Origin of the sequence: Pseudomonas sp. 10-1B (genome assembly GCF_000935045.1) — a bacterium.
Classification (GTDB): Bacteria; Pseudomonadota; Gammaproteobacteria; order Pseudomonadales; family Pseudomonadaceae; genus Aquipseudomonas.
The window spans coordinates 1-26,918 of sequence record NZ_JYKS01000030.1; the positions used below are offsets into that span (position 1 = coordinate 1).

The window sequence follows — 26,918 nt, forward strand, 5'->3', positions numbered from 1 at the left end:
GCGCCCTCAGTTTGCTGCGCGACAGCGCGGCGCCAAGGCGGCGGGTGGACTCTCATAGAACAAACTCTAACTTATTGATTTTACTGAAACTCTGTGGGAGCGGGCTTGCCCGCGAAGCAGGCAGCGCGGAGTATGGCACCGGCTTTGCCGGTGTTCGCGGGCAAGCCCGCTCCTACAAGGTTCCTTGCCTGCGATGGGCCGCAAAGCGGCCCCCATTGACGCTATCTGACAGGCATCAGCGCTCGACCTGCCAGCCACCTCCCAATGCCTTGTACAACGCTACGCTGCCCTGCAGCCGAGCCAGGTGCAGTTGCGCCTGTTGGTCCTGGGCGACATACAGCGTGCGCTGGGTTTCCAGCACGGTCAGCAACGTCTCGGCGCCGGCGCTGTAGCGCTGCTGCGCAAGGTCGAAGGCGGTGCGGGCTTCCTGTACCTCCTGGTCCTGCCACTGCTGCTGGCGGTCTACGCCATGGATCGCATTGAGCGCTTTTTCCACGTCGGCGAAGCCTGCCAGGATTGCGGCGCGATAGTCGTGCAGTAGCTCTTCCTGTTCGGCACTGGCCAGTTCGCGTTCGGCGCGAAGGCGGCCGTTGTTGAAGATGGGTGCGGCAATGCCGGCAGTGAGGGTATAGAAGGGGCTGTCGAGGATATCGCCGAAGGTCCGTGCACCGCTGCCCAGGTCCGCTCCCAGGGTCAGCTTGGGCAGCATGGCGGCCCTGGCCACTTGTACGTTGGCGCTGGCGGCGGCCAGGCGGGCCTCGGCGGCGGCAATGTCGGGGCGCCGGCCGAGCAGATCGCTGGGTACGCCGCTGCCGATCGCCGGCCAGCGCAGCGCGCCGATCGATTCGTTGGTGTCCGGCAATGCCTGCACTGGATCACCGAGCAAGGTGGCGAGGGTTACCCGGTTGTCCTGCCATTGCTGCTCCAGCAGGGGCACCTGGCGCTCTTGTGCCGCCACCAGGCTGCGTTGCTGCGCCAGCTCCAGTCGCGTGGCCGAGCCAGAGCGCTGGCGTGCCTCGACCAGGCCCAGCACGTCCCGGGCGTTTTTGAGGTTGAGCCGAGCGATACGCAGCTGTTCCTCCAGGGCCAGGCCCTGCAGGTAGCTATCGGCGACGGCGCTGGTCAGGGTCAGCTCCACCGTCTGGCGATCGAAGCGGCTGGCGTCCAGGCCATGCAGGGCGCTGTCGCGGGCGGCGCGGATGCCGCCCCAGAAATCGACCTCGTAGCTGGCGCTCAAGCGTGTGCCGAATGAGGTGCTGGTGCGCTCGCTGCTGCTGGCGTCGAGTTGGTCGTTGCCGTCGCCGCGCAACAGGCGCTGGCGGCTGCCGTCCAGGCCGAACGTCAGTTCCGGCAGCAGCGGAGCGCCGGCGATCACGGCTTGGGCTTGGGCCTGGCGCACCCGTGCCGCGGCGGCGGCCAGGTCGTGGCTGTTGTGCCGGGCGCGTTCGATCAGGCGGTCCAGCTCGCGGCTGGCGAAGGCTTGCCACCAATGGGCATCCGGCAGGGCCTGGCTGGAGGCGTCGGCACGGGATTGCCAGGTTGGCGGCGCGGCAATGCCGGCCTCGGGGGCGGGCGGTGTGCTGCAGGCGGCCAGGGCCAGGCTGAGGGTCAACAGGCTGATGCGGCTTGGCAATGTCATGGGCTATACGCTGGTAAGGGCTTTGACCGGATCGAGGCGCGCAGCCTTGCGGGCCGGCATGAAGCCGAACACCACGCCGGTGATGACGGCGCAGGTGAAGGCGCCGAGAATGGCGGGTAGGGCGAATGCCACGGCGATGCCGGCGAGCATCAGGCCGCCACCGATGCACAGTGCCAGCACGATACCCGTCACCCCGCCGACCATCGACAGCATCACCGCCTCGCTGAGGAACTGACGCAGGATATCGCGCTGACGGGCGCCGGTGGCCATGCGGATGCCAATCTCGCGGGTACGTTCGCGCACGGTCATGAGCATGATGTTCATCACGCCGATACCGCCGACCAGCAGGGAAATCGCGGCGATGGCACCGAGCATCAGCGACAGGCTGTTCTGGGTGCGCGCTTCGGCCTGGATCAGTGCGGCGTCGTTGGTCAGTTCGAAGTCCTGCTTGCCTTGGTGGCGCTGGCGCATCAGGTGGGCGATTGCCCGCTCGGTTTCGCTCACCCGGCTCGAATCGGCAGCGGCGATGATCACGTATTCCGGGTCTTGCTTGCCGAACAGGCGCACGGACGCGGCGGAGTAGGGCACCACGATGCGTTCGTCGCTGTCCTGGTCGCCGGAGCTGGCCCCCTTGCCGGCGAGCAGGCCGACCACTTGGAAGGGCACGTTGCCGATCAGCAGGTACTGGCCCAGCGGATCGCTGCCAGGCTCCATGAGCTTGTCCCGGACCTTCTGGCCGATCACCGCGACGGCGGCGGCAGCCTGTTCGTCAGCTTCGGTGAAGAAGCTGCCTTCGACGACTGGCCAGTTGAGGATCTCGGAGAACTGGGTGTTATTACCGCCGACATAGAACTGCTGGTTGTTGTTGCCGTGACGCACGGTCAGTTGGTCGCCGATCACCGGCATGATGCGCTGGACCTGGGGTAACTGGGCGATGGCGGCGACATCGTCCAGCGTGACGATGCCGGCCGGTTCGCGCAGCGTGGCGTAGCGGCCACTGAGGTAGAGGATGTTCGAGCCGAACGCCGCCATCTGCGCCATGACCTGGCGCTTGCTGCCTTCGCCGACAGCCAGCATCACTACCACCGAGGCCACGCCGATGACGATGCCGAGCAGGGTCAGGGCGGTGCGGAAGCGGTTGATCCACATGACCCGCCAGGCCGCTTGCAGGGCCTCGAGCAATTCGCCCTTCCAGGCCCCGCGCAAGGTGGCGCCGCGGTCCAGTCGCTGGCGCAGGTCGTCGGCCTGCAGGCCTGGGTGCGCTTTGTCGGGGGGCTGGTCGGCCGCCGAGTCGCTGATCATCAGTCCGTCGCGGATCTCGATCACCCGTCGCGCCCGGGCCGCTACTTCACGGTCGTGGGTGATGAGGATGATCACATGGCCCTGGCTGGCCAGCTCGTCGAGCAGGGCCATGACTTCGGCGCCGCTGTGGCTGTCCAGGGCGCCGGTGGGTTCGTCGGCGAGGATGATGTGGCCGCCGTTCATCAGGGCCCGGGCGATCGACACCCGCTGCTGCTGGCCACCAGACAACTGGTGCGGCCGGTTGCCCGTGCGGCTGGCCAGGCCGAGGCGTTCGAGCAGGGCCGCGGCGCGGGCATGGCGCTCGGCGACCGGGGTGCCGGCATAGATTGCAGGCATCTCGACGTTTTCCTGGGCCGAGCCAGAGGGGATCAGGTGGTAGCCCTGGAATACGAAGCCAAAGGCCTCGCGCCGCAGCCAGGCCAGCTCGTCGCTGTCCAGTTCGGCAACGTCCTTGCCAGCGAAACGAAAGCTACCGCTGGTGGGGCGATCGAGGCAACCAAGGATGTTCATCAGGGTCGACTTGCCCGAGCCGGAGGCACCGACGATGGCGACGAACTCGCCGGGGTGGATGCTCAGGCTGATGCCGCGTAGCACTTCCACCTTCGGCGAGTCGATGCCGCCGTAGTGCTTGCGGATGTCAGTGAGTTCAATCAGGGGCGCTGTCATTCAACCTCCGCTGGCGGCTGGGGCGCCGATGACCAGTTGCTCGCCTTCGGCGAGGCCATCGAGTATCTGCACCCGCAGGCGGTCGCTCAGGCCGGTGCGCACCTTGCGCTGTTCGATCTTGCCGTCGCGGGTGAACACCTGGGCCAGGCGCAGGCCTTCGTCACCGGCATCATCCAGGGCTGCCAGCGGCGCCGTGAGCACTTGGCTGGCCTGGCCGGCGACAAAGAACACCTGGGTGGTCATCTCGGCCATCAGGGCGCCATCCGGGTTTTCCACATCGAGCAGCACGGTGTATTGCACCACTTGGGCGCCGGTGGTGCCGGCGGTGGCACTGGCGGGGCTGCCACCGCCCTGGCTGGCCTGGTCCAGCGGCTTGGGTGGGATCGGCAGGATCTGCCGTACGGTACTGGTCCAGCGGCGTTTGCCGCCGGCCAGGGTGGTGAAGTAGGCGGTCATGCCGGGCTTGACCTTGCCGATATCGGCTTCGGACACCTGCGCCCACACGGTCATTGGCGAGAGCTTGGCGATGCGCAGGATCAAGGGAGTTTGCTGCTGGGCATTGAGGGTTTGCCCTTCGCGGGCATCGACCGCCACCACCGTGCCGTCCATCGGCGCGTAGATGCGGGTGTAGCCCAGCTCGGCCTCATCGCTGCGCAGGTTGGCCTGGGCCTGGCGGATCTGCGCCTGGAACATTTCGATACGTGCCAGGGTGACCTTCAACTGGGCGTCAGCCGTTTGCACGTCCTCGTCACGGGTGGCGCCGGCGGCGGCCAGGTCGCGCTGGCGCTTGAGCTGTTGCTGGGCCAGTTGGTACTGCGCGCGTTGCTCTGCCAGCTGAGCCTTGAGATTGTCGATCGAGTAGCGCCCGGCATCCAGCCGGGCCTGCTGGGTCGAAGGGTCGATTTCGACCAGCAACTGGCCTTTGCGCACTGTGTCGCCGACCTCGACGTGCAGCTTGTGGATCTGCCCGGACGCCTGGGCGCCAACATCCACATAGCGCCTTGGTTGCAGGGTACCCAGTGCTGTGACGCTGCTTTCGATATCGGCACGGGTGACCGCGACCGTGCTGACTGGCTGAGCCCCGAAGGGCAGGGCTTTCCAGGCCGCCAAGCTGCCCAGGCCCAGCAGGCCCAGGCCTATGAGCAGGACGTGACGGCGTGTGTTGGTTGAACGTGTCATGCAGGCTTCCAGCCAGGAGTGATGGCCACGCGCAGATTGCGGCGCGCACTGAGGTCCCAGATAGACGAAGGTCAGCCGGGCGGATTTAGCGTTTGTCTTGGAGCAGGATCGTATGTTGCTGAGAATAATTATAATTTGTAAGATCGCAACTTGATATCACTCAGTCCCGCGTTGGTGTCTGGAGGGGTTCCGACAAAAACTGGCAGGGCGGTCTCAGGTAACGTCGTGGAACATTACTATCGCGAACTGGTGGGTTTCCTTTCCGCGCGCCTGGGCAATCGTCAGGCCGCTGAAGACGTGGCGCACGATGCTTATCTGCGGGTGCTGGAGCGCACCGACGCCGAGCGCATTGAGCACCCGCGTGCCTTCCTCTATCGCACCGCGCTCAATCTGGTGGTCGACCGCCACCGCCGCCACCGGGTGCGCCAGGCCGAGCCGCTGGAGGTGCTGGACAGCGACGAGCGCTGGCATACCCCGCCGCCGGCCCACGACATGCAGCTGGACCAGCGCCTGGCGCTGATGCAGCGTGCGCTGGATGAGCTGAGCAAGGTCTGCCGCGAGTGCTTCCTGCTGCGCAAGCTCGACGGCCTGTCGCACCAGCAGATTGCCGAGCACCTGAGCATCTCCCGCAGCCTGGTGGAAAAGCACATCGTCAATGCCATGAAGCATTGCCGGGTGCGCATGCGCGAGTGGGAATCCTGATTGCCGAGTTAAAGGCAAATGAAAATTCCGTCAGTCAATCACTTGATTTATGCGGTTTTCCCGACTTCTATCTAAAGAAGACCCCTGCCAGGCGTAGCCTTGGCAGTAGCCGTTACTGGTGCAGTATGGTCATGGAGCGTACCCATTACCCAACTGCCCAGGTCCGACCATGGCAAACAAGACCCTGCGCATCCTGATCGCCGACGCACACCCATGCCAGCGCTTGCAACTGGAGCGGCTGCTCAATGGCCTGGGCTACTACCGGATAGCGCCCGTGGATAGTTTCGAGGAACTGCAGCGCCTGGTGCAGTGTGCCTTGCAGCCTTTTCACCTGCTGCTGGGCAATATCGAATTGGCCAGCCATGCCGGGGTAGACCTGGAGCGCTTCTGCCGCGTCAGCACGCAGATCCAGCATGCCCTGCTTTATCATTCCACCCAGTTGAAAGTGCCTGCGGTGCCGCAGACCGAGCGCCAGGCCGTCAGCCTGAGCCTGCCACAGGTACCCGATAACGAGGCGCTGGAGTCGTTCATGGCGATCATCGACGCGCCGCTGCTGGTTGGCAAACTGCCGCTGCCCGGCAGTCTGCCGGTCGCTACGGCGCGGCCCAGGCCGCGGGCCAACTTCGCGCACACGGTGTTCAACCGCTAGGGCCTAGCGGCAGGGAAACGGTAATGCCGGTCAGTCAAGCAATCTGGGGCCGCCTTGCGGCCCATCGCCGCGGTTCGTCGCCACGACAAGCCAGCTCCCACCTCGATCGCATGGGCCTCAAGCCCTGTGCAGTACCTGTGGGAGCTGGCTTGCCGGCGATGAGGCCAGTCCAGGCAACACAAGACAGTTGCTCTCCCAGAGATCGCGCAAATCCTGATATTTGCACTGCTCCTGTGGGAGCTGGCTTGCCAGCGATGGGCTGCACAGCAGCCCCAGTAATGCCGACTGATTGGCATTAGGGGCAAGGGGGTAGGTATTTGCTATCCTCTTGCCCTTTGCCGATTTGCGGACTCTGCCATGACTGCCATCGATACCGCTCGCCCGCCCCGGTTCAGCCGCGGCGACCATCGGACCCTGGGCCTGGCGGCGCTGGGTGGCGCGCTGGAAATCTACGATTTCATCATTTTCGTGTTCTTTGCGCTGACCCTCAGCCAGCTGTTCTTCCCGCCCGAGATGCCTGAATGGCTGCGCCTGCTGCAAAGCTTCGGGATCTTCGTCACTGGCTACCTGGCGCGGCCGCTGGGCGGCATCCTGATGGCGCACTTCGCCGACCACCTGGGGCGCAAGCGGGTATTCAGCCTGAGCATCCTGATGATGGCCCTGCCGTGCCTGCTGATCGGCGTGATGCCGACCTACGCCGACATCGGCTATGCCGCGCCGCTGATCCTGCTGGCCCTGCGCATCCTGCAGGGCGCTGCGGTGGGCGGCGAGGTGCCGAGTGCCTGGACCTTCGTCGCCGAGCACGCGCCAGCCGGGCGGCGCGGCTATGCCTTGGGCTTCCTGCAGGCGGGCTTGACCTTCGGCTACCTGCTGGGGGCATTGACCGCGACCTTGCTGGCACAAGTGTTCACTGCGCAGGAAATCCTCGACTACGCCTGGCGCTACCCGTTCCTGCTCGGTGGGGTATTCGGTGTGATCGGCGTGTGGCTGCGCCGTTGGCTCAGCGAAACGCCCGTGTTCCTCGCCCTGCGCGCGCGCCAGGAGCAGCCGGTGACGTTCCCGTTGCGGCGGGTGCTGGGCGAGCATCGGGGGGCGCTGATCCCGGCGGCGCTGCTGACCTGTGTGCTGACCTCCGCGGTGGTGGTGCTGGTGGTGATCACCCCGACGGTGATGCAACAGCGCTTCGGCATGAGCGCCGGGCACACTTTCGCCCTGAGCAGTGTGGGCATTGTCTTCCTCAATATCGGCTGCGTGCTGGCCGGGCTGCTGGTCGACCGCGTGGGGGCCTGGCGCGCGCTGATGCTGTACAGCCTGCTGCTGCCGCTCGGCATTGGCGCGTTGTACGCCAGCCTGGTGGGGCAGTGGGGCATGACCTGGCTGGCCTATGCGCTGGCGGGGCTGTCTTGCGGCGTGGTGGGGGTGGTGCCGTCGGTGATGGTCGGGCTGTTCCCGGCCGAAATCCGCGTGTCGGGCATTTCCTTCACCTACAACGTGGCCTATGCGCTGTGGGCCAGCACCACACCGCTGGCGCTGATTGCGCTGATGCCGTGGAGCCCGTGGGTGTGTGTCGGGTTTTGTCTGGTCATGGGCGCGGTGGGGCTGCTGACGGCCGCGTATTTCGGGCGTCGTGAGCCATTGGCGTTCGCGGCGGAGCCGATGCCGATCATGTGCGGTGACAAATGAGCCGGTAACGGCTGCGGGGCATTGAGGCAGACTTCCGGGCGGGGGTTATTGGAATAACCTACCAGAGCTTTTTGAGGAAGTGCGTACGGCCTGACACTGGCAGGCAACAAAAAGCCCCCGGTTGTTGAGAACCGGGGGCTTTTTGTTGCCACAAGGGCAGGGCCTTACATGTTCGGGTAGTTAGGCCCGCCAGCGCCTTCAGGGGTGACCCAGGTGATGTTCTGGGCCGGGTCCTTGATGTCGCAGGTCTTGCAGTGCACGCAGTTCTGCGCGTTGATCTGGAAGCGCTTGCTGCCATCTTCCTGAGTGACCACTTCGTACACGCCCGCCGGGCAGTAGCGCTGGGCCGGCTCGTCGTACAGCGGCAGGTTGCTGGCGATCGGGATGCTCGGGTCGGTCAGCTTCAGGTGGCAGGGTTGTTCCTCTTCGTGGTTGGTGCTGGAGAGGAATACCGAGCTGAGCTTGTCGAAGCTGAGCTTGCCGTCCGGTTTCGGGTAGTCGATCTTTTTCGAATCGGCCGCCAGCTTCAGGCAGGCGTAATCCGGCTTGGTGTCGTGCAAGGTGAACGGCAGCTTGCCGCCGAACCAGTTCTGGTCGACGTAGTTGAATGCACCACCGAGCAGCGGGCCGAACTTGTGCAGCGCCGGGCCGAAGTTGCGGCTGGCGAACAGTTCTTCGTACAGCCAGCTGGCCTTGAACGCGCTAACGTAGCCGTCGAGCAGGTCGCCGCCCTCGCGGCCGGCGGCCAGCGCTTCGACCACCGCTTCGGCGGCGAGCATGCCCGACTTCATGGCGGTGTGGCTGCCCTTGATCTTGGAGAAGTTCAGGGTGCCGAGGTCGCAACCGATCAGCGCGCCACCGTTGAAGACCATCTTCGGCAGCGAGTTCAGGCCGCCCTTGCAGATGGCGCGGGCGCCGTAGCTGATGCGCTTGCCGCCTTCTAGGTACTGGCTCATCACTGGATGATGCTTGAGGCGCTGGAACTCGTCGAATGGCGACAGGTACGGGTTGGCGTAGGACAGGTCGACGATCAGGCCGACCACCACCTGGTTGTTTTCCAGGTGATAAAGGAACGAGCCGCCGGTGTTCTCGGCGCTCATCACATCCAGCGGCCAGCCGGCGGTGTGCACCACCAGGCCCTGCTCGTGTTTGGCCGGGTCGATTTCCCAGATTTCCTTCAGGCCGATGCCGTAGTGCTGGACGTCCGACTCGTTGTCGAGGTCGAAGCGCTTGATCAGCTGCTTGCCGATGTGGCCACGGCAGCCTTCGGCGAACAGGGTGTACTTGGCGCGCAGTTCCATGCCCGGGGTATACAGGCCGTCTTTCGGGTTGCCTTCGCGGTCGACCCCGAGGTCGCCGGTGACGATGCCGCGGACCACGCCATTGTCGTCGAACAGCGCTTCCTGGGCGGCGAAGCCCGGGTAGATTTCCACGCCCAGGTTCTCGGCCTGCTGGGCCAGCCAGCGGCACAGGTTGCCCAGGGAAATGATGTAGTTGCCCTGGTTGTGCATGGTCTTGGGCACGAACAGGTCTGGGACCTTGGTCGAGCTGCCGGCATCCTTGAGCACGTAGATGTCGTCGCGCTTCACTTCGGTGTTCAGCGGCGCGCCGAGTTCTTTCCAGTCGGGGAACAGCTCGTTCAGGGCACGCGGTTCGAACACCGCGCCGGAAAGAATGTGAGCACCTACTTCGGAGCCTTTTTCCACCACGCAGACGCTGATTTCGCTACCGGCTTCGGCGGCCTTCTGCTTCAGGCGGCAGGCGGCGGACAGGCCCGCCGGGCCTGCGCCGACGATGACCACGTCGAATTCCATGTATTCGCGTTCCACTGGTTCTCTCCTACTCATCAAGGCTCATGCTGTTGCTTGGTCTTATTGGGTGCGCGGGGCATTCACAGCGGTTCGGCGCAATGGCGGAACTGTAGCTGGGCAAATGACGGACTACACCGTTTTGTCTTGGCCGCGCATTATATCTACACCACTTGGCGGGTCCAATACAAACGTTTGTTTGAATTTGCCGCAGGCCAGTAAAATCACAGGTACGCGGCTGGAGGGTGACCGATTTGCCGTATTGACCGGATTGGGTGTTACGGTCAAGATACGAGCGGTTTTACGTTCGCCGTAGGCTTGCAGCCGGGCGCAGGTACACCTCTAAAGACCAGGTGTGGAGCAGGGTTTTGCGGCCTTGGGCCAGTTTGTAGTGGAGTTTACACGCCACGACAGGAAATGACCCGTGAGTATTTGCCGCAAGAGTCCGGACAAGACTGTTCGGTCACGGTGAAGTTACTGCCTCCCCGTACGTTTTTAGAGGTGCCCTTGTACCCACGCGCATCGCCGGGCTCTGCCCCAGGCGACTATCTATTCACCGGAGAGTAACGAGGAATCCATGAAGGTTCTTGTAGCTGTCAAACGAGTGGTCGACTACAACGTCAAGGTTCGCGTCAAAGCGGACAACTCCGGCGTCGACCTTGCTAACGTCAAGATGTCCATGAACCCCTTCTGCGAAATCGCTGTGGAAGAAGCCGTGCGCCTGAAGGAAAAGGGCGTTGCGACCGAGATCGTCGTGGTTTCCGTCGGCCCGACCACTGCCCAGGAGCAACTGCGTACTGCCCTGGCCCTGGGTGCCGACCGTGCCATCCTGGTCGAAGCCGCAGACGAACTGAACTCCCTGGCCGTGGCCAAGGCGCTGAAAGCCGTTGTCGACAAAGAGCAGCCGCAGCTGGTCATCCTCGGCAAGCAGGCCATCGACAGTGACAACAACCAGACCGGCCAGATGCTGGCGGCGCTGACTGGCTATGCCCAGGGTACCTTCGCCTCCAAGGTCGAAGTCGCTGGCGACAAGCTGAACGTCACCCGTGAAATCGACGGCGGCCTGCAGACCGTTGCGCTGAACCTGCCAGCCATCGTCACCACCGACCTGCGCCTGAACGAGCCACGCTACGCGTCGCTGCCGAACATCATGAAGGCCAAGAAGAAGCCGCTGGAGACCGTTACTCCAGATGCGCTGGGCGTGTCCCTCGCCTCCACCAACAAGACCCTGAAGGTTGAAGCCCCGGCTGCCCGCAGCGCTGGCATCAAGGTCAAATCGGTGGCCGAACTGGTCGAGAAGCTGAAGAACGAAGCGAAGGTAATCTAAATGACTATCCTGGTTGTCGCTGAATACGAGAACGGTGCCGTAGCCCCGGCCACCCTGAACACTGTCGCTGCTGCCGCCAAGATCGGTGGTGATGTGCACGTGCTGGTCGCTGGCCAGAACGTCGGCGGCGTTGCCGAAGCCGCTGCCAAGATCGCCGGTGTGGCCAAGGTGCTGGTCGCCGATAACGCTGCCTATGCCCACGTGCTGCCAGAGAACGTTGCGCCGCTGATCGTCGAGCTGGCGAGCGGCTACAGCCACGTGCTGGCCCCGGCCACCACCAACGGCAAGAACATCCTGCCACACGTTGCCGCGCTGCTGGACGTGGACCAGATCTCCGAGATCATCTCGGTCGAGTCCGCCGACACCTTCAAGCGCCCGATCTATGCCGGTAACGCCATTGCCACCGTGCAATCGAGCGCGGCCATCAAGGTCATCACCGTGCGTACCACCGGCTTCGACGCCGTGGCCGCCGAAGGTGGTTCGGCTGCGGTAGAAGCTGTAGGCGCTGCGCACAACGCCGGCATCTCGGCCTTCGTTGGCGAAGAGCTGGCCAAGTCCGACCGCCCAGAGCTGACCGCTGCCAAGATCGTCGTTTCCGGCGGCCGCGGCATGGGTAACGGTGACAACTTCAAGCACCTGTACGCCCTGGCCGACAAGCTCGGCGCTGCTGTCGGTGCCTCGCGCGCCGCGGTCGACGCCGGCTTCGTGCCCAACGACATGCAGGTCGGCCAGACCGGTAAGATCGTTGCGCCGCAGCTATACATCGCCGTCGGTATCTCCGGCGCAATCCAGCACCTGGCCGGCATGAAGGACTCCAAGGTGATCGTTGCGATCAACAAGGACGAAGAAGCGCCGATCTTCCAGGTAGCCGACTACGGCCTGGTCGCTGACCTGTTCGAAGCGGTTCCGGAGCTGGAAAAGCTGGTCTGATCCGCCTGCTTCACTTATAAAGAACCCGGCCCTCGCCATGAGGGCCGGGTTTTTTTTGTGGTCTGTTTCGGCCCTGTCGCCGGCAAGCCAGTTCCCACAGGTACAGCGCAGTTCTCAAGGGCGGTGCTGTACCTGTGGGACCTGGCTTGCCGGCGACAGGGCCGGGCCAAGCAATGCAAGGAGTAAGCAATGGTGCTGCGTAAAGCAGGCAGGGCGCTGGCATGTGTGGCGCTGTTGGTGTCGCCACTGGCCATGGCCGCAGGCAAGTGCGAACGCCTGGTGGCAACCGGCAGCCCCGATGCGCCACCCTATTCATGGCAGGACCCGAAAGACCCGAAACACCTGATCGGTGCCAACGTCGACCTGTTGCGCCAGGTAGCCGGTGAGCTGGGTGTGAAGGTAGAGGTGCTGAGCGCCGGCCGCCGTGACCAGGCGCTGGAGGAGGTGCGCAGCGGGCGCATGGACCTGCTGCTCGATACCCCCATGCAGGTCGAACAACTGACCGCGCTGGACTATATCCATCCGCCGTTGCAGCTCAACGAGTACCTGGTTTGGACACGCCATGATGCCCAACTGACCTTCGATGGCCCGGCGGACCTGGCCAAGTACCAGGGCAGTTTGTCCGAGCGCGCTCGGCTGACCCCTGCCTTCAGCACTTTCGCCAAGGCCCAGCTCAAACTGGTGCCGGCGCAAAACCTGACTCAGGCGTTTCAGAAACTGGTGCTCGGCCAGGTGGACTATGTGCTGGCCGGTCGCTATTCAGGCATGGCCATGGCCCAGAGCCTGGGCATGAGCAATGACCTGATCGCCCGCGGCTTGCCGGTGGATCGGCCGGGCCTGTACCTGGCCCTGTCGCACAATTCGGCCTGCAATGACAGCTGGCTGCGTGGGCAATTGGCGAAAAAACTGACAGAATTGCCGATCTCCGGTGCGTCCGAGGCCGTCCTGCAGCGCAATGTCGAGCGCTGGAAAGCACAGTTGCAGGTACCGGCGGACGCCCCCAAACACTAGGAAGATTGCGTGAGAACCCAACAACTGATCCTTGTCCTGGCCGTGCTTGGCCTGGCTGGCTGCGCCAATGACCCGGCCCCTGACGAGCAGATGCGCATTTCCGAGCAGGCACTGGAGCAGGCCAGGGCCGTCGGTGCCACCGAGCAGGTCGAAACCCTGAAGCTGGCGGAAGACAAGCTGGCCCGGGCCAAGACCAACATGCTCAGCGAAGACTACCGCGACGCGCGCATGCGCGCCGAGCAGGCCGAGCTGGATGCGCGCCTGGCCGAAGCCCAGGTGCTGAACCAGAAGAGCGAAGAGCAACTGCAGCTGCTGCAATCGCGGGTCAAGCGCCTGCGCCAGCAACTGGAGGTGCAGCCATGAGCCGCCGTACGCCATTGGTCGCGCTGGCAGTGCTGGCACTGGCAGCAGGCTTGCAGGGTTGCGCCAGCCAGCGCAGCACTGCCGCGCTGGATGATGCTGCTGCCGCCTTCCAGGAGGTCAAGAATGATTCCGATGTGCTGCGCAGTGCGCCGCGTGACGTGATCCGCGCGGGCGAGTCGCTGGCCCGCGCCGAGCGCCTGTCCAGCTACATCGGCAGCGGTTCCGATGTGCGGCATTACGCCTACCTCAGCCAGCGTTACAGCGAGATTGCCAGCGAGCATGCCAAGCTGGCGCTGAACCAGGAGCGCCAGGCCAAGCTCGACCTCGAGCGTCAGCGCCTGCAGCTGGCCTTGCGCGAGGCCAAGCTGGCCAGCGTGCAGCAGCAGGGCCAGTGGGTCGAGTCGCAGATCGCTGCGCTGGCCTCGGAGCAGGCCGACCGTGGCCTGGTGATGACCCTGGGCGATGTACTGTTCGATACCGGCCGTGCCGACCTGAAGAACTCGGCCAGCCGTACCGTGCTCAAGCTGGTGCAGTTCCTTCAGCTCAACCCGCGCCGGGTGGTGCGTATCGAGGGCTATACCGACAGCACTGGTGCTACGGAGGACAACCTGAAGCTGTCGCGTGACCGGGCGCAGGCCGTGGCCGACATGTTGGTGGACCTGGGTATCGACGAAAAGCGCCTGCAGGTCGAGGGCTATGGCGACCTGTACCCGATCGAGGCCAATGCCTCGGAGCGGGGCAGGGCGCAGAACCGCCGGGTGGAGATCGTGTTCTCCGATGACAAGGGCAAGCTCGCGCCGGCACGCTGACCCTCGATAACCTCGGGGCCGCTTTGCGGCCCTTCGCGGGCTCGCCCGCTCCCACAGGTAGGTCGCGGTGGCCATGAGTTGCCGCGATCCCTGTGGGAGCGGGCAAGCCCGCGAACACCGGCGTAGCCGGTGCCATGCAGCGCATCGGCGCTTTCAGGGCGGCCCCGGCTATCTGTCGGCATAATCGTTTCGATAGCTGTCACGCAATTGTATTGTTGACTATCCTGCCATCTGTCCCAGTACACTTTGCAACTGTTACGGTATCCTCTACCGTCAGTGAGTCGCACAAGAATAACGAGCCCGTCCGCGTGTCGAGATCCAGCCATGACCAACCTGCTGCTGTACCAGCGTATCGCCCAGCAACTGGCCGATGACATCCGTCGCGGTGTCTACCAGCCAGGCGAGCGGGTACCTTCCGTGCGCAAGATGAGCGCCCAGCTCAATGTCAGCCATGCCACGGTGCTGCAGGCCTATGCCAACCTCGAAGACCAGGGGCTGATTCGTGCGCGGCCGCAGTCCGGCTACTATGTGCACCAGACCCCAGCCCTGACCGCGCAGACTCCAGACATCGCCCGGGTGGAGCGCCCCGGCCTGGTCACCCGCGCCAGTATCATCCAGCAGGTGCTGACCGAGGCGCGCCGCGAGGGGGTGTTTCCGTTCGGTGCCGCAGTGCCGCATGTGGATTACCTGCCAGTGCGTGCCCTGCACCAGCAGATTGCCAAGGTGACGCGCTTTCATAGCCCGCGCGCGTTCAGCTACATGTTCAGCCCTGGTTTCGAGCCGCTGCGCCGGCAAATCGCCATTCGTATGCGCGATGCCGGGGTGCTGGTCGACCCGCGTGAGGTGATCGTGACCCATGGCTGTGTCGATGCGCTGCAGATGTCGCTGCGTGTATTGACCCGCCCGGGTGACTTGATCGCCGCCGAATCACCCACCTACTACGGCTTGCTGCAGTTGGCAGACCTGCTGGGCCTGAAGGTGATAGAGATCCCCAGTGATCCGTCCACCGGCATCAGCCTTGAAGCCTTGCAGCTGGCGGCCAACCAGTGGTCGATCAAGGCCCTGGTGCTGACCGCGCGCCTGAGCAATCCGCTGGGCGGCACCGTCCCGGAAGAGCGGCAGAAGCACTTGCTGCGTCTGGCATCGGACTTCGATATCCAGATCGTCGAGGATGACATCTATGGCGAGCTGATGTTCGAGCAGGGGAAGACCAAGGCGCTGAAGGCGTTCGACCGGCTGGACCGGGTGATCTACTGTTCTAGCTTCTCCAAGACCCTGTCCCCCGGTGTGCGTGTTGGCTGGATGATCGCTGGGCGCTACCAAGGCGAAATCCAGCGCCTGCAGACGTTCACCACGCACTCGGCCTGCAGCGTGACGCAGATGGGCGTGGCAGCCTACCTGGAGAATGGCGGGTACGACCGGCACCTGCGCTACATTCGCCAGGAGTACCGCAAGAACCTCAGCGCCTATCAGCTGGCAGTGCAGCAACACTTCCCCGAGGGTACCCAGATGACCCGGCCGACGGGTGGTTTCATCCTGTGGGTGAGCCTGCCAGGGCGAGTCAATACTCAGGAGCTGCATGTGCGGGCGCTGGAGCAGGGCATCAGCATTGCACCGGGGTTGATCTTCAGTAATACCGAACAGTTCAACCACTGCATCCGTCTTAATTGCGGCATACCCTGGAACAAGGAAGCGGAACGGGCGGTGATTACGCTCGGCTTGCTGGCCCAGCAGTTGTGCAGGGAGTCTGCGCCCACGCTTTTGTAAGGCTTGCCAGGGCGCTGCGGAACAGGGAGCATACGCACTTTTCCTGCCCAGCCTGTCATTTGCCATGAATGCTTCGCGCCGTTTTGCCCTGCTCTTGTGCCTCGTGCCGCTCTGCTGCCTGGGTAGTGTTGCCCAGGCTGCGCAGCCGACAGGCCAGGCGCAGGCCACCCAAGGCAAGCCGCCGCAAAAGGCCGTAGCCAAGCCTGGCCAGAAGCAGCCGGTGAAAAAAACCGGCAACAGCAAGGCAAAGCCGACACGCAAGCCTGTGAGCAAGGCGGTTGCCAAGCCGCTGTCCAAGCCAAAGCTCGACCTCAGCCTGCCCGTCGAGATGGTCAATGATCTTGAGCCGAATGTCGGCACCCCGTCTCCGATCCAGCGCCGCAAAGCTTTGCTGCCGCCGATGTTCACGGAAAAGCCCGAGACCAGTGACAGCCCCTTCCAGCTCAATGGTCGGCTGATCAGCAATGAAATGCAGCTGCAACTGCGCAATGACAGCCGTCACGATGTGGAAGGGGCGGCGATCGATTTCGAGTACCGCCAGTAGCCAGTGAACTGACTGCCGAGTCACTGCAGATTTCATCGTGCCAGTAATTTCAAACGCCCGTTTGAGCGGTTACTATCGGGGACGTTCGTCCCGTTTTGTTCCAGGGAGCCCTGATTTTGGTGAATGACCATGAATTGCCGTGAGGGGTGTGGTGCCTGCTGCATCGCCCCGTCCATCACCTCTGCGATGCCACGCATGCCCAATGGCAAACCGGCGGGTGAGCGCTGCCTGCACTTGACTGCCAGCAACCTTTGCGACTTGTTCGGCAAGCCCGAGCGGCCGGCGGTGTGTGGGGGCTTCAAGGCCGATGTCGAGGTGTGCGGCAGTGACCGTGACGAGGCAATCAGGATTCTTGGTTGGTGGGAGCAGATGACGGCGGCGTGACAGGCTGGATCTTCGACAACAAGGATAAACATGATGAGATCGTTCAAGCGTATTGCACTGCTGTGTGGCATGGGTGTTCTGCTGTCGCCTGCGGCCTGGGCCGAAAACTGGCAGTTGGCCAAGGACGAAGACGGGATCAAGGTCTCCCTCAGTGAAGTAGCTGGTTCCAAGTATAAGGCCTACCGTGGCGTGACCGTGATCAAGGCGCCGTTGGCCAGGGTGCTGGCGCTGCAGGAAGACGTGGCCGGGGCCTGCGCCTGGGTGCACGAGTGCAAGTCGCAGAAGCTGCTCAAGCATGAAGGTGACCAGAGTTGGACCTACACCCAGTTCAATACGCCATGGCCGGTGACGCCGCGCGATTCCGTGCTGCATGTCACCACGGTCAAGGAGGCTGATGGCAGCCTGATCCGTAATCTGGTCGAAGAACCTACCTATATCCCGGAAGAGAAGGGTTTCGTGCGGGTGGCGAAGGTCGAAGGCTTCTGGAAGCTGGTGCCCAAAGGCGACAGTACCGAAGTGACTTACCAGGTGCACACCGAGCCGGGTGGCAGCGTACCGGCAATGGTGGCCAACAAGTTCGTGGTGGATGCGCCGTTCAATACCCTGAAAGGGTTGCGTGAGCGGGCTGAGAAGAACTGAGGCTTAAAGCGGCGCGCGGTCTCTGTGGGAGCGGCCTTGCGTCGCGAAAGGGGCGCGGAGCGGCCCCAGGATCTCTGATTTACTGCAATATTGCCGGGGCCGCTTTGCGGCCCTTTCGCGACGCAAGGCCGCTCCCACAAGGGTCGAATTGCGGCCGGCAGGATCTGCAATAAAAAAGGCTGCCCGAGGGCAGCCTTCTTGCGTTCGGCTATTGAAGCTTACTTGCGGTCTTGCAGTGCAACGATGTCGCGCTTCTGCTCGCCGGTGTACAGCTGGCGCGGGCGGCCGATCTTGTACGGGCTGGAGAGCATTTCTTTCCAGTGCGAGATCCAGCCCACGGTACGTGCCAGGGCGAAGATCACGGTGAACATGCTGGTCGGAATGCCGATCGCCTTGAGGATGATCCCCGAGTAGAAGTCGACGTTCGGGTACAGCGAGCGCTCGATGAAGTAAGGATCGGTCAGGGCGATCTCTTCCAGGCGCATGGCCAGTTCCAGCTGCGGATCGTTCTTGATGCCCAGCTCGCGCAGGACTTCGTCGCAGGTCTGCTTCATCACGGTGGCGCGCGGGTCGCGGTTCTTGTACACGCGGTGACCGAAGCCCATGAGCTTGAACGGGTCGTTCTTGTCCTTGGCCTTGGCGATGAACTTGTCGATGTTCGAGACATCGCCGATTTCATCCAGCATGGTCAGTACCGCTTCGTTCGCACCGCCGTGGGCCGGGCCCCACAGTGCGGCGATACCGGCGGCGATACAGGCGAACGGGTTGGCACCCGACGAGCCGGCCAGGCGAACGGTGGAGGTGGAGGCGTTCTGCTCGTGGTCGGCGTGGAGGATGAAGATCCGGTCCATCGCCTTGGCCAGCACCGGGCTGATCGGTTTGATCTCGCACGGGGTGTTGAACATCATGTGCAGGAAGTTTTCCGCGTACGACAGGTCGTTGCGCGGGTACATCATCGGCTGGCCCATGGAGTACTTGTAAACCATCGCGGCCAGGGTCGGCATCTTGGCGACCAGGCGCACCGCGGAAATTTCGCGGTGTTGCGGGTTATTGATGTCCAGGGAGTCGTGATAGAACGCCGACAGGGCGCCGACCACGCCGCACATCACCGCCATCGGGTGGGCGTCGCGGCGGAAGCCGTTGAAGAAGGACTTCAGCTGCTCGTGAACCATGGTGTGGTTCTTCACGGTGCTGACGAACTGGGCCTTCTGCTCGGCATTCGGCAGTTCGCCGTTGAGCAGCAGGTAGCAGGTTTCCAGGTAGTCGGACTGTTCGGCGAGTTGCTCGATCGGGTAGCCGCGGTGCAGCAGGATCCCTTTGTCGCCGTCAATATAGGTGATCTTCGACTCGCACGAGGCAGTCGCCATGAAACCAGGGTCGAAGGTGAAGTGACCAGTGGCCCCCAACCCGCGGACGTCGATTACATCAGGACCAACGGTGCCGGTTAAAATGGGCAGCTCGACGGGGGCAGCGCCCTCGATGACCAACTGCGCTTTTTTGTCAGCCATGTGGCCTCCTATTAATGCTTGAAATCATCAGACAGACCCCCCACGCAGGGCCCGCACCACTATAGAGGGATAAATTCAGATGTCAATTTGCCTAAAGGCTTGTTGAAACAGGCATTGAGGCCTGGTTTTTCGCGAAATTCTCGCCCATTTACGCCTTTTGTTCATTAAAGGCAATGCGCTATTTGGGCTACCCCGTCACGTTGTCATAAGCAGCCTAACTGTCTATACTCGCAACCCGACCGCCAGGGGCTTGCAAGCCCGAACTGCTGGGGGTCGCCGTTCCCTGGGTGGTGGGTACCTGACCAGTACACTTACCAACAACTTTGCCCTGATTCGCTAGGGGCTCTTCAGTGTGAAAAAAGCCGTGAAAAGCCAACGACCTGTAAACCTAGACCTAAGGACCATCAAGCTCCCCGTCACCGCGTACACGTCCATCCTGCACCGTATCTCCGGCGTCATCCTGTTCCTCGGCCTTGCCATCATGCTTTATGCACTGGGCAAGTCGCTGGGTTCCGAGGAAGGCTTCGGTGAGGTGAAGGCGTGTCTGACCAGCCCGCTGGCCAAATTCGTGACCTGGGGCCTGCTGTCTGCCCTGCTTTATCACCTCGTGGCAGGTGTTCGTCACCTGATCATGGACATGGGTATCGGTGAGACGCTGGAAGGCGGCAAGCTGGGCTCGAAAATCGTGATCGTCATCTCCGTGGTGCTGATCGTTCTGGTGGGAGTTTGGGTATGGTAACCAATGTCACGAACCTGTCGCGTTCGGGCCTCTATGACTGGATGGCGCAGCGCGTTTCTGCGGTCGTTCTCGCGGCTTACTTCCTCTTCCTGATCGGCTACGTGGTCGCCCACCCAGGCATCGACTACACCCAGTGGCATGGTCTGTTCTCCAACAACGCGATGCGAATCTTCAGCTTGCTGGCCCTCGTTGCCCTGGGCGCTCACGCCTGGGTCGGCATGTGGACCATTGCAACCGACTACCTGACGCCTATGTCGTTCGGCAAGTCGGCAACTGCGATTCGTTTCCTGTTCCAGGCGGTATGCGGCGTTGCGATGTTCGCTTACTTCGTCTGGGGTGTGCAGATTCTCTGGGGTATCTGATCCATGGCTAGCATTCCAACCATTTCCTTCGACGCCATCATCATCGGTGGCGGCGGCGCCGGCATGCGCGCTGCGCTGCAACTGGCTCAAGGCGGCCACAAGACTGCCGTAGTCACCAAGGTCTTCCCGACCCGTTCGCACACTGTATCTGCCCAGGGCGGCATCACCTGCGCCATCGCTTCGGCCGACCCGAACGACGACTGGCGCTGGCACATGTACGATACCGTCAAAGGCTCCGACTACATCGGTGACCAGGACGCTATCGAATACATGTGTCAGGAAGGCCCGGCTGCGGTATTCGAGCTGGACCACATGGGCCTGCCGTTCTCGCGTACCGAAACCGGCCGTATCTACCAGCGTCCGTTCGGTGGCCAGTCCAAGGACTTCGGTAAAGGTGGCCAGGCCGCCCGTACCTGTGCCGCTTCCGACCGTACCGGTCACGCGCTGCTGCACACCTTGTACCAGGGCAACCTGAAAGCCGGTACCACCTTCCTCAACGAGTACTATGCCGTTGACCTGGTGAAGAACCAGGAAGGCGCCTTTGTCGGTGTGATCGCGATCTGCATCGAAACCGGCGAAACCATGTACATCAAGTCCAAGGCCACCGTTCTGGCCACGGGCGGTGCGGGCCGTATCTACGCGTCCACCACCAACGCCCTGATCAATACCGGTGACGGTATCGGCATGGCCCTGCGTGCCGGTGTACCGGTGCAGGACATCGAGATGTGGCAGTTCCACCCGACCGGCATCGCCGGCGCCGGTGTACTGGTTACCGAAGGTTGCCGCGGTGAAGGTGGTTACCTGATCAACGCCCACGGCGAGCGCTTCATGGAGCGTTACGCGCCGAACGCCAAAGACCTGGCCGGCCGCGACGTGGTTGCCCGTTCCATGGTCAAGGAAATCATCGCCGGCAACGGCGTGGGCCCGAACAAGGACCACGTACTGCTGAAGCTGGATCACCTGGGCGAGGAAGTGCTGCACAGCCGCCTGCCAGGTATCTGCGAGCTGTCCAAGACCTTCGCTCACGTCGACCCGGTGGTCGCGCCGGTCCCGGTTGTTCCAACCTGCCACTACATGATGGGCGGCGTTGCCACCAACATTCATGGCCAGGCCATCACCATGGACGAAGAAGGCAAGGATCACATCATTCCTGGCCTGTTCGCCGTAGGTGAAGTGGCGTGCGTATCGGTTCACGGTGCCAACCGCCTGGGCGGCAACTCGCTGCTCGACCTGGTGGTGTTCGGCCGTGCTGCCGGCCTGCACCTGGAAAAGGCGCTGAGCGACGGCATCGAGCACCTCGACGCCAGCGACACCGACATCGACGTTGCCCTGAACCGCCTGAACAAGCTCAACGAGCGCTCCACTGGCGAAGACGTTGCCACCCTGAAGCGCGAGCTGCAGAGCTGCATGCAGAACTACTTCGGTGTATTCCGTACTGGCGAATACATGCTGAAGGGTATCGAGCAGCTGGCCGGTCTGCGTGACCGTATCGCCAACGTCAAGATCAACGACAAGTCCCAGGCCTTCAACACCGCGCGTATCGAAGCGCTGGAGCTGCAGAACCTGCTGGAAGTCGCCGAAGCTACCGCCATCGCGGCCGAAGCCCGTAAAGAGTCCCGCGGTGCGCACGCCCGTGAAGACTTCGAAGACCGTGACGACGAAAACTGGCTGTGCCACACCCTGTACTACCCGGGTGAGAAGCGCGTTGCCAAGCGCGGCGTCAACTTTGCGCCGAAGACTGTTCCAGCCTTCGAACCAAAAGTCCGGACTTACTAAGGGTGGCTGCTATGTTGAAAGTCGAAGTTTACCGTTACAACCCCGACACCGACTCGGCCCCGAAAATGGAGTCGTTCGACGTCGATACCGGCGGCAAGGACCTGATGGTTCTCGATGTATTGGCGCTGATCAAGGAAAAGGACGAGGGTTTCTCGTACCGTCGCTCCTGCCGTGAAGGCGTGTGCGGTTCCGACGGCATGAACATGAACGGCAAGAACGGCCTGGCCTGCATTACCCCGCTGTCGGGTGTGGTCAAGGGCAACAAGCTGGTTCTGCGCCCGCTGCCAGGCCTGCCGGTCATTCGTGACCTGGTCGTCGATATGAGCATCTTCTACAAGCAGTACGAGAAGGTGAAGCCGTTCCTGCAGAACGATACCCCGGCACCGGCCATCGAGCGCCTGCAGTCGCCGGAAGACCGCGACAAGCTGGACGGCCTGTACGAGTGCATCCTGTGCGCTTGCTGCTCGACTTCCTGCCCGTCGTTCTGGTGGAACCCGGACAAGTTCCTGGGCCCCGCTGCTTTGCTGCAGGCCTACCGCTTCCTGGCCGACAGCCGTGACACCAAGACTCAGGAGCGCCTGGCGTCCCTGGATGACCCGTTCAGCGTATTCCGCTGCCGCGGGATCATGAACTGCGTAAACGTTTGCCCGAAGGGTCTGAACCCGACCAAGGCAATCGGTCACGTACGTAACATGCTGCTGCAAAGCGGCACCTGATACAAAGTGTTGTACCTGCAGTAAGCCGAGGTGCGGGTGGTGAGCCCGCACCGAGGTAAAACCCGAGCAAGGGCCCACAAAGCCCGCGCTCATTACCTATGAAGATATGAGACCAGCAGGGGCTTTCCGGGCTGGTACCCGGAAAATCAGCAGGATCCAAGTGGCGTGGTTCAGTCGCTGTATTCGGACTTTTCCAGGTTTGCTGTGGCTCTCGCCGATCAGTCCCCTAACCGAGGGTGACCAAGCATGCAAGAAAGCGTGATGCAGCGCATGTGGGAAAGCGCCCACCTTTCAGGTGGTAACGCTGCATATGTGGAAGAGCTCTACGAGCTCTACCTGCACGACCCTAACGCTGTGCCAGAAGAGTGGCGCACCTACTTCCAGAAGTTGCCCGCCGACGGCAGCACCGCTACCGATGTATCGCACTCGACAATCCGCGACCATTTCGTACTGCTGGCAAAGAACCAGCGCCGCGCCCAACCGGTGTCCGCCGGGAGCGTGAGCAGTGAACACGAGAAGAAGCAGGTTGAAGTTCTGCGACTGATCCAGGCCTATCGTATGCGCGGCCATCAGGCTGCCAAGCTCGACCCGTTGGGGTTGTGGCAGCGCCCTGCGCCCGTAGACCTGTCGATCAATCACTACGGCTTGACCAATGCCGATCTTGATTCGACTTTCCGTGCCGGCGACCTGTTCATCGGCAAAGAGGAAGCGAGCCTACGCGAGATCTTCGAGGCGCTCCAGAAGACATATTGTCGCACCATTGGCGCCGAATTCACCCACATCACCGATTCCGAGCAGCGCAGCTGGTTCCAGCAGCGCCTGGAAAGCGTGCGCGGTCGTCCGGAATTCTCCGCCGACGTGCAAGCCCACCTGCTCGAGCGCGTGACCGCCGGTGAAGGCCTTGAGAAGTACCTGGGCACCAAGTACCCGGGCACCAAGCGCTTCGGCCTCGAAGGTGGCGAAAGCCTGATCCCGATGCTGGACGAAATGATCCAGCGTTCCGGCTCCTACGGCACCAAGGAAGTCGTGATCGGCATGGCCCACCGTGGCCGCCTGAACGTGCTGGTGAACACCTTCGGCAAGAACCCGCGCGAGCTGTTCGACGAGTTCGAAGGCAAGAAGATGAACGAGCTGGGCTCCGGTGACGTGAAGTATCACCAGGGCTTCTCCTCGAACGTGATGACCCCGGGTGGCGAAGTGCACCTGGCCATGGCGTTCAACCCGTCCCACCTGGAAATCGTCTCGCCAGTGGTCGAGGGTTCGGTTCGTGCTCGCCAGGACCGCCGCAACGACACCGTTGGCGACAAGGTGCTGCCGATCTCGATTCACGGTGACGCTGCATTCGCCGGCCAGGGCGTGGTCATGGAAACCTTCCAGATGTCGCAGACCCGCGGTTTCAAGACCGGCGGCACCGTGCACATCGTGATCAACAACCAGGTTGGTTTCACCATCAGCAACCCGCTGGACGCGCGCTCCACCGAGTACGCTACCGACGTGGCCAAGATGATCCAGGCGCCGATCCTGCACGTGAACGGCGATGACCCGGAAGCGGTGATGTTCGTCACCCAGCTGGCCATCGACTACCGCATGCAATTCAAGCGTGACGTGGTCATCGACCTGGTCTGCTACCGCCGCCGCGGCCATAACGAAGCCGACGAGCCGAATGGCACCCAGCCTTTGATGTATCAGCAGATCTCCAAGCAGCGCACTACCCGTGAGCTGTATGCCGAGGCGCTGATCCAGGCTGGCCGTATCGATGCCGAGCGTGCCCAGGCCAAGGTCGACGAGTACCGCAACGCGCTGGACAACGGCCTGCACGTTGTGAAAAGCCTGGTCAAGGAGCCGAACCGCGAGCTGTTCGTCGACTGGCGCCCGTACCTGGGCCATGCCTGGACCGCACGTCACGACACCCGCTTCGACCTCAAGACCCTGCAGGACCTGTCGGCCAAGCTGCTGGAGATCCCGGAAGGCTTCGTCGTCCAGCGCCAGGTATCGAAGATCTACGAAGACCGCCAGAAGATGCAGGCCGGTGGCTTGCCGATCAACTGGGGTTATGCAGAGACCATGGCGTACGCCACCCTGCAGTTCGAAGGCCACCCGATCCGCATGACCGGCCAGGACATCGGCCGTGGCACCTTCTCGCACCGTCACGCGGTGCTGCACAACCAGAAGGACGCCAGCACCTACGTACCGCTGAAGAACCTGTTCCCGGGCCAGCCGATGTTCGAGCTGTACGACTCCTTCCTTTCGGAAGAAGCGGTACTGGCCTTCGAATACGGCTACTCGACCACCACGCCGAACGCGCTGGTGATCTGGGAAGCCCAGTTCGGCGACTTCGCCAACGGTGCGCAAGTGGTGATCGACCAGTTCATCACCAGCGGCGAGCACAAGTGGGGCCGTCTGTGCGGTCTGACCATGCTGCTGCCACACGGTTATGAAGGGCAGGGCCCGGAGCACTCCTCCGCGCGTCTGGAGCGTTACCTGCAGCTGTGCGCCGAGCACAACATCCAGGTCTGCGTGCCGACCACCCCGGCCCAGATCTACCACCTGCTGCGTCGCCAGGTCATCCGTCCGCTGCGCAAGCCGCTGATCGTCCTGACGCCGAAGTCGCTGCTGCGCCACAAGCTGGCCATCTCGACCCTGGAAGACCTGGCAGAAGGCTCGTTCCAGACCGTGATCCCGGAAATCGACAGCCTCGATCCGGCCAAGGTCGAACGCCTGGTCCTGTGCGGCGGCAAGGTTTACTACGACCTGCTGGAAAAACGCCGTGCCGAAGGCCGCGAAGACATCGCCATCGTGCGTATCGAGCAGCTGTATCCGTTCCCTGAGGACGACCTGGTCGAAATCCTGGCGCCTTACACCAACCTCAAGCATGCGGTCTGGTGTCAGGAAGAGCCGATGAACCAGGGCGCCTGGTACAGCAGCCAGCACCACATGCGCCGTATCCTGGGCCGCCACAACAAGGCACTGGTCCTGGAATACGCCGGCCGCGACGCTTCCGCCGCGCCAGCCTGTGGTTACGCATCGAAGCACGCCGAACAGCAGGAAAAACTGCTGCAAGACGCCTTCACTGTCTAACGCCTTCGCGCACCTGAAACCGAATTTAAGGAAACACTGATAATGGCTATCGAGATCAAAGCCCCAACCTTCCCGGAATCGGTTGCCGATGGCACCGTTGCCACCTGGCACAAGAAGCCGGGCGACGCCGTCAAGCGTGACGAGCTGATCGTCGACATCGAGACCGACAAGGTCGTCCTGGAAGTACTGGCCACCGCTGACGGCGTGCTGGGCGACATCGTCAAGGGCGAGGGCGACACCGTCCTGTCCGACGAAGTACTGGGTTCGATCGTTGAAGGCGGTGCTGCCGCTGCTGCTCCAGCTGCCGCCCCGGCCGCTGCTGCTCCGGCTGCCGCTGCCGCCGACGCTGGCGAAGACGACCCGGTTGCCGCCCCGGCCGCGCGCAAGCTGGCTGAAGAGAACGGCATCGACCTGGCTACCGTTGCCGGCACCGGCAAAGGTGGTCGCATCACCAAGGAAGACGTCGTTGCCGCCGTCGCCAACAAGAAGTCGGCGCCTGCTCCGGCTGCCAAGCCGGCTGCCGCTGCCGCTGCTGCCCCGGTTGTCGTCGCTGCTGGCGACCGCACCGAGAAGCGCGTGCCGATGACCCGCCTGCGCGCCAAGATCGCCGAGCGCCTGGTCGAAGCCCAGTCGAGCATGGCCATGCTGACCACCTTCAACGAAGTGGACATGACCGAAGTCATGGCCTTGCGTTCGAAGTACAAGGACCTGTTCGAGAAGACCCACAACGGCGTACGCCTGGGCTTCATGTCGTTCTTCGTCAAGGCCGCTACCGAAGCGCTGAAGCGCTTCCCGGCGGTCAACGCCTCGATCGACGGCAACGACATCGTCTACCACGGCTATGCCGACGTCGGCGTTGCCGTGTCCAGCGACCGTGGCCTGGTGGTGCCTGTTCTGCGTAACGCCGAGTCGATGAGCCTGGCGGAAATCGAAAACGGCATCGCCACCTTCGGCAAGAAGGCCCGTGACGGCAAGCTGGCCATCGAAGAGATGACCGGCGGCACCTTCACCATCACCAACGGTGGTACCTTCGGCTCGATGATGTCGACCCCGATCGTCAACCCGCCGCAGGCCGCTATCCTCGGCATGCACAACATCATCCAGCGTCCGATGGCCATCAATGGCCAGGTCGTGATTCGCCCGATGATGTACCTGGCGCTGTCGTACGATCACCGCCTGATCGACGGCAAGGAAGCGGTAACCTTCCTGGTCACCATCAAGAACCTGCTGGAAGATCCGTCTCGCCTGCTGCTGGACATCTAATCGCGCAGCTGTAAGCTGCAAGCCGCAAGCTTCAAGCTGAAGCCTGCTGGTCTTGCGGCTTGCAGCTTGCCGCT

23 protein-coding genes are annotated in these 26,918 nt (G+C 62.9%); 18 read left to right on the top strand and 5 right to left on the bottom strand.

The features are described from left to right. Positions 1 to 235 precede the first annotated feature (235 nt). The 3 genes from TZ03_RS16885 to TZ03_RS16895 are packed head-to-tail and all read right to left on the bottom strand — an operon-like array spanning position 236 to position 4,786. Positions 236 to 1,639, bottom strand: a complete 1,404-nt coding sequence (locus tag TZ03_RS16885) for an efflux transporter outer membrane subunit (RefSeq protein ID WP_051099291.1) — start codon at positions 1,637 to 1,639, stop codon at positions 236 to 238. A gap of 3 nt (positions 1,640 to 1,642) precedes the next feature. Next, positions 1,643 to 3,607: a MacB family efflux pump subunit gene (locus TZ03_RS16890; protein ID WP_051099293.1), complete on the bottom strand. Its 1,965-nt coding sequence runs from the start codon at positions 3,605 to 3,607 to the stop codon at positions 1,643 to 1,645. After that, positions 3,608 to 4,786 carry an efflux RND transporter periplasmic adaptor subunit gene (locus TZ03_RS16895; RefSeq protein ID WP_051099296.1) on the bottom strand — a complete coding sequence of 393 codons (1,179 nt, stop codon included), beginning with the start codon at positions 4,784 to 4,786 and terminating at the stop codon, positions 3,608 to 3,610. 225 nt (positions 4,787 to 5,011) lie between these two features. Here TZ03_RS16895 and TZ03_RS16900 point away from each other — a divergent pair, with 225 nt between their 5' ends. From TZ03_RS16900 to TZ03_RS16910, 3 genes are all read left to right on the top strand, one after another. Next, positions 5,012 to 5,488: a sigma-70 family RNA polymerase sigma factor gene (locus TZ03_RS16900; protein WP_051099298.1), complete on the top strand. Its 477-nt coding sequence runs from the start codon at positions 5,012 to 5,014 to the stop codon at positions 5,486 to 5,488. Positions 5,489 to 5,657: 169 nt separating this feature from the next. Then, positions 5,658 to 6,137, top strand: coding sequence for a response regulator (locus TZ03_RS16905; protein ID WP_051099301.1), 480 nt, complete (start codon positions 5,658 to 5,660; stop codon positions 6,135 to 6,137). Positions 6,138 to 6,494: 357 nt separating this feature from the next. Continuing rightward, complete coding sequence (locus TZ03_RS16910; protein ID WP_051099303.1) at positions 6,495 to 7,820, top strand: MFS transporter; 1,326 nt, start codon at positions 6,495 to 6,497, stop codon at positions 7,818 to 7,820. A 164-nt stretch (positions 7,821 to 7,984) separates the two neighbouring features. On the opposite strand, the gene TZ03_RS16915 is transcribed toward TZ03_RS16910, so the two are convergent. Further along, the gene (locus tag TZ03_RS16915) at positions 7,985 to 9,649 is read right to left on the bottom strand and encodes an electron transfer flavoprotein-ubiquinone oxidoreductase (protein ID WP_051099305.1); all 1,665 of its coding nucleotides are present in this window, start codon (positions 9,647 to 9,649) and stop codon (positions 7,985 to 7,987) included. A gap of 556 nt (positions 9,650 to 10,205) precedes the next feature. On the opposite strand from TZ03_RS16915, the gene TZ03_RS16920 reads away from it, so the two are divergent. The 9 genes from TZ03_RS16920 (at position 10,206) to TZ03_RS16960 (ending at position 17,402) form a co-directional block, all read left to right on the top strand. Then, the gene (locus tag TZ03_RS16920; protein ID WP_051099306.1) at positions 10,206 to 10,955 is read left to right on the top strand and encodes an electron transfer flavoprotein subunit beta/FixA family protein; all 750 of its coding nucleotides are present in this window, start codon (positions 10,206 to 10,208) and stop codon (positions 10,953 to 10,955) included. Then, a complete protein-coding gene (locus TZ03_RS16925) occupies positions 10,956 to 11,885 on the top strand; it encodes an electron transfer flavoprotein subunit alpha/FixB family protein (RefSeq protein ID WP_051099308.1) in 930 nt (309 codons plus the stop codon). A gap of 189 nt (positions 11,886 to 12,074) precedes the next feature. Then, entirely contained in the window at positions 12,075 to 12,896 is an 822-nt protein-coding gene (locus TZ03_RS16930) for a substrate-binding periplasmic protein (protein WP_051099309.1), read from the top strand. A gap of 9 nt (positions 12,897 to 12,905) precedes the next feature. After that, complete coding sequence (locus tag TZ03_RS16935; protein ID WP_051099311.1) at positions 12,906 to 13,259, top strand: DUF4398 domain-containing protein; 354 nt, start codon at positions 12,906 to 12,908, stop codon at positions 13,257 to 13,259. After that, a complete protein-coding gene (locus TZ03_RS16940) occupies positions 13,256 to 14,068 on the top strand; it encodes an OmpA family protein (RefSeq protein WP_051099313.1) in 813 nt (270 codons plus the stop codon). The genes TZ03_RS16935 and TZ03_RS16940 overlap by 4 nt, the downstream gene beginning before the upstream one ends. 324 nt (positions 14,069 to 14,392) lie before the next feature. After that, the gene (locus tag TZ03_RS16945; protein ID WP_051099315.1) at positions 14,393 to 15,835 is read left to right on the top strand and encodes a PLP-dependent aminotransferase family protein; all 1,443 of its coding nucleotides are present in this window, start codon (positions 14,393 to 14,395) and stop codon (positions 15,833 to 15,835) included. 64 nt (positions 15,836 to 15,899) lie between these two features. Beyond that, the gene (locus TZ03_RS16950; RefSeq protein ID WP_051099317.1) at positions 15,900 to 16,379 is read left to right on the top strand and encodes a hypothetical protein; all 480 of its coding nucleotides are present in this window, start codon (positions 15,900 to 15,902) and stop codon (positions 16,377 to 16,379) included. A gap of 129 nt (positions 16,380 to 16,508) precedes the next feature. After that, a complete protein-coding gene (locus TZ03_RS16955; RefSeq protein ID WP_051099346.1) occupies positions 16,509 to 16,763 on the top strand; it encodes a YkgJ family cysteine cluster protein in 255 nt (84 codons plus the stop codon). Positions 16,764 to 16,793: 30 nt separating this feature from the next. Further along, positions 16,794 to 17,402 carry an START domain-containing protein gene (locus TZ03_RS16960; protein WP_236692843.1) on the top strand — a complete coding sequence of 203 codons (609 nt, stop codon included), beginning with the start codon at positions 16,794 to 16,796 and terminating at the stop codon, positions 17,400 to 17,402. A gap of 218 nt (positions 17,403 to 17,620) precedes the next feature. Here the strand turns inward: TZ03_RS16960 and gltA are convergent, their stop codons facing one another. After that, a complete protein-coding gene (gltA, locus tag TZ03_RS16965; RefSeq protein ID WP_016711651.1) occupies positions 17,621 to 18,910 on the bottom strand; it encodes a citrate synthase in 1,290 nt (429 codons plus the stop codon). Between the two features lie 352 nt (positions 18,911 to 19,262). Between gltA and sdhC the strand changes: the two genes are divergently transcribed. The 6 genes from sdhC to odhB all read left to right on the top strand — a co-directional run bounded on the left by sdhC (position 19,263) and on the right by odhB (position 26,844). Further along, positions 19,263 to 19,649, top strand: coding sequence for a succinate dehydrogenase, cytochrome b556 subunit (gene sdhC / locus TZ03_RS16970; protein ID WP_012315350.1), 387 nt, complete (start codon positions 19,263 to 19,265; stop codon positions 19,647 to 19,649). Further along, positions 19,643 to 20,011: a succinate dehydrogenase, hydrophobic membrane anchor protein gene (gene sdhD, locus TZ03_RS16975; protein WP_003254214.1), complete on the top strand. Its 369-nt coding sequence runs from the start codon at positions 19,643 to 19,645 to the stop codon at positions 20,009 to 20,011. Before sdhC ends, sdhD begins: the two co-directional genes overlap by 7 nt. Positions 20,012 to 20,014: 3 nt before the next feature. After that, the gene (gene sdhA / locus TZ03_RS16980) at positions 20,015 to 21,787 is read left to right on the top strand and encodes a succinate dehydrogenase flavoprotein subunit (protein WP_051099322.1); all 1,773 of its coding nucleotides are present in this window, start codon (positions 20,015 to 20,017) and stop codon (positions 21,785 to 21,787) included. A gap of 11 nt (positions 21,788 to 21,798) precedes the next feature. Beyond that, on the top strand, positions 21,799 to 22,503 hold the full coding sequence (locus TZ03_RS16985; protein WP_012315348.1) for a succinate dehydrogenase iron-sulfur subunit: 705 nt from the start codon (positions 21,799 to 21,801) through the stop codon (positions 22,501 to 22,503). 246 nt (positions 22,504 to 22,749) lie between these two features. Beyond that, positions 22,750 to 25,581 carry a 2-oxoglutarate dehydrogenase E1 component gene (locus TZ03_RS16990; RefSeq protein WP_051099324.1) on the top strand — a complete coding sequence of 944 codons (2,832 nt, stop codon included), beginning with the start codon at positions 22,750 to 22,752 and terminating at the stop codon, positions 25,579 to 25,581. 42 nt (positions 25,582 to 25,623) lie between these two features. Further along, entirely contained in the window at positions 25,624 to 26,844 is a 1,221-nt protein-coding gene (gene odhB / locus TZ03_RS16995; RefSeq protein WP_051099326.1) for a 2-oxoglutarate dehydrogenase complex dihydrolipoyllysine-residue succinyltransferase, read from the top strand. Positions 26,845 to 26,918 lie beyond the last annotated feature (74 nt).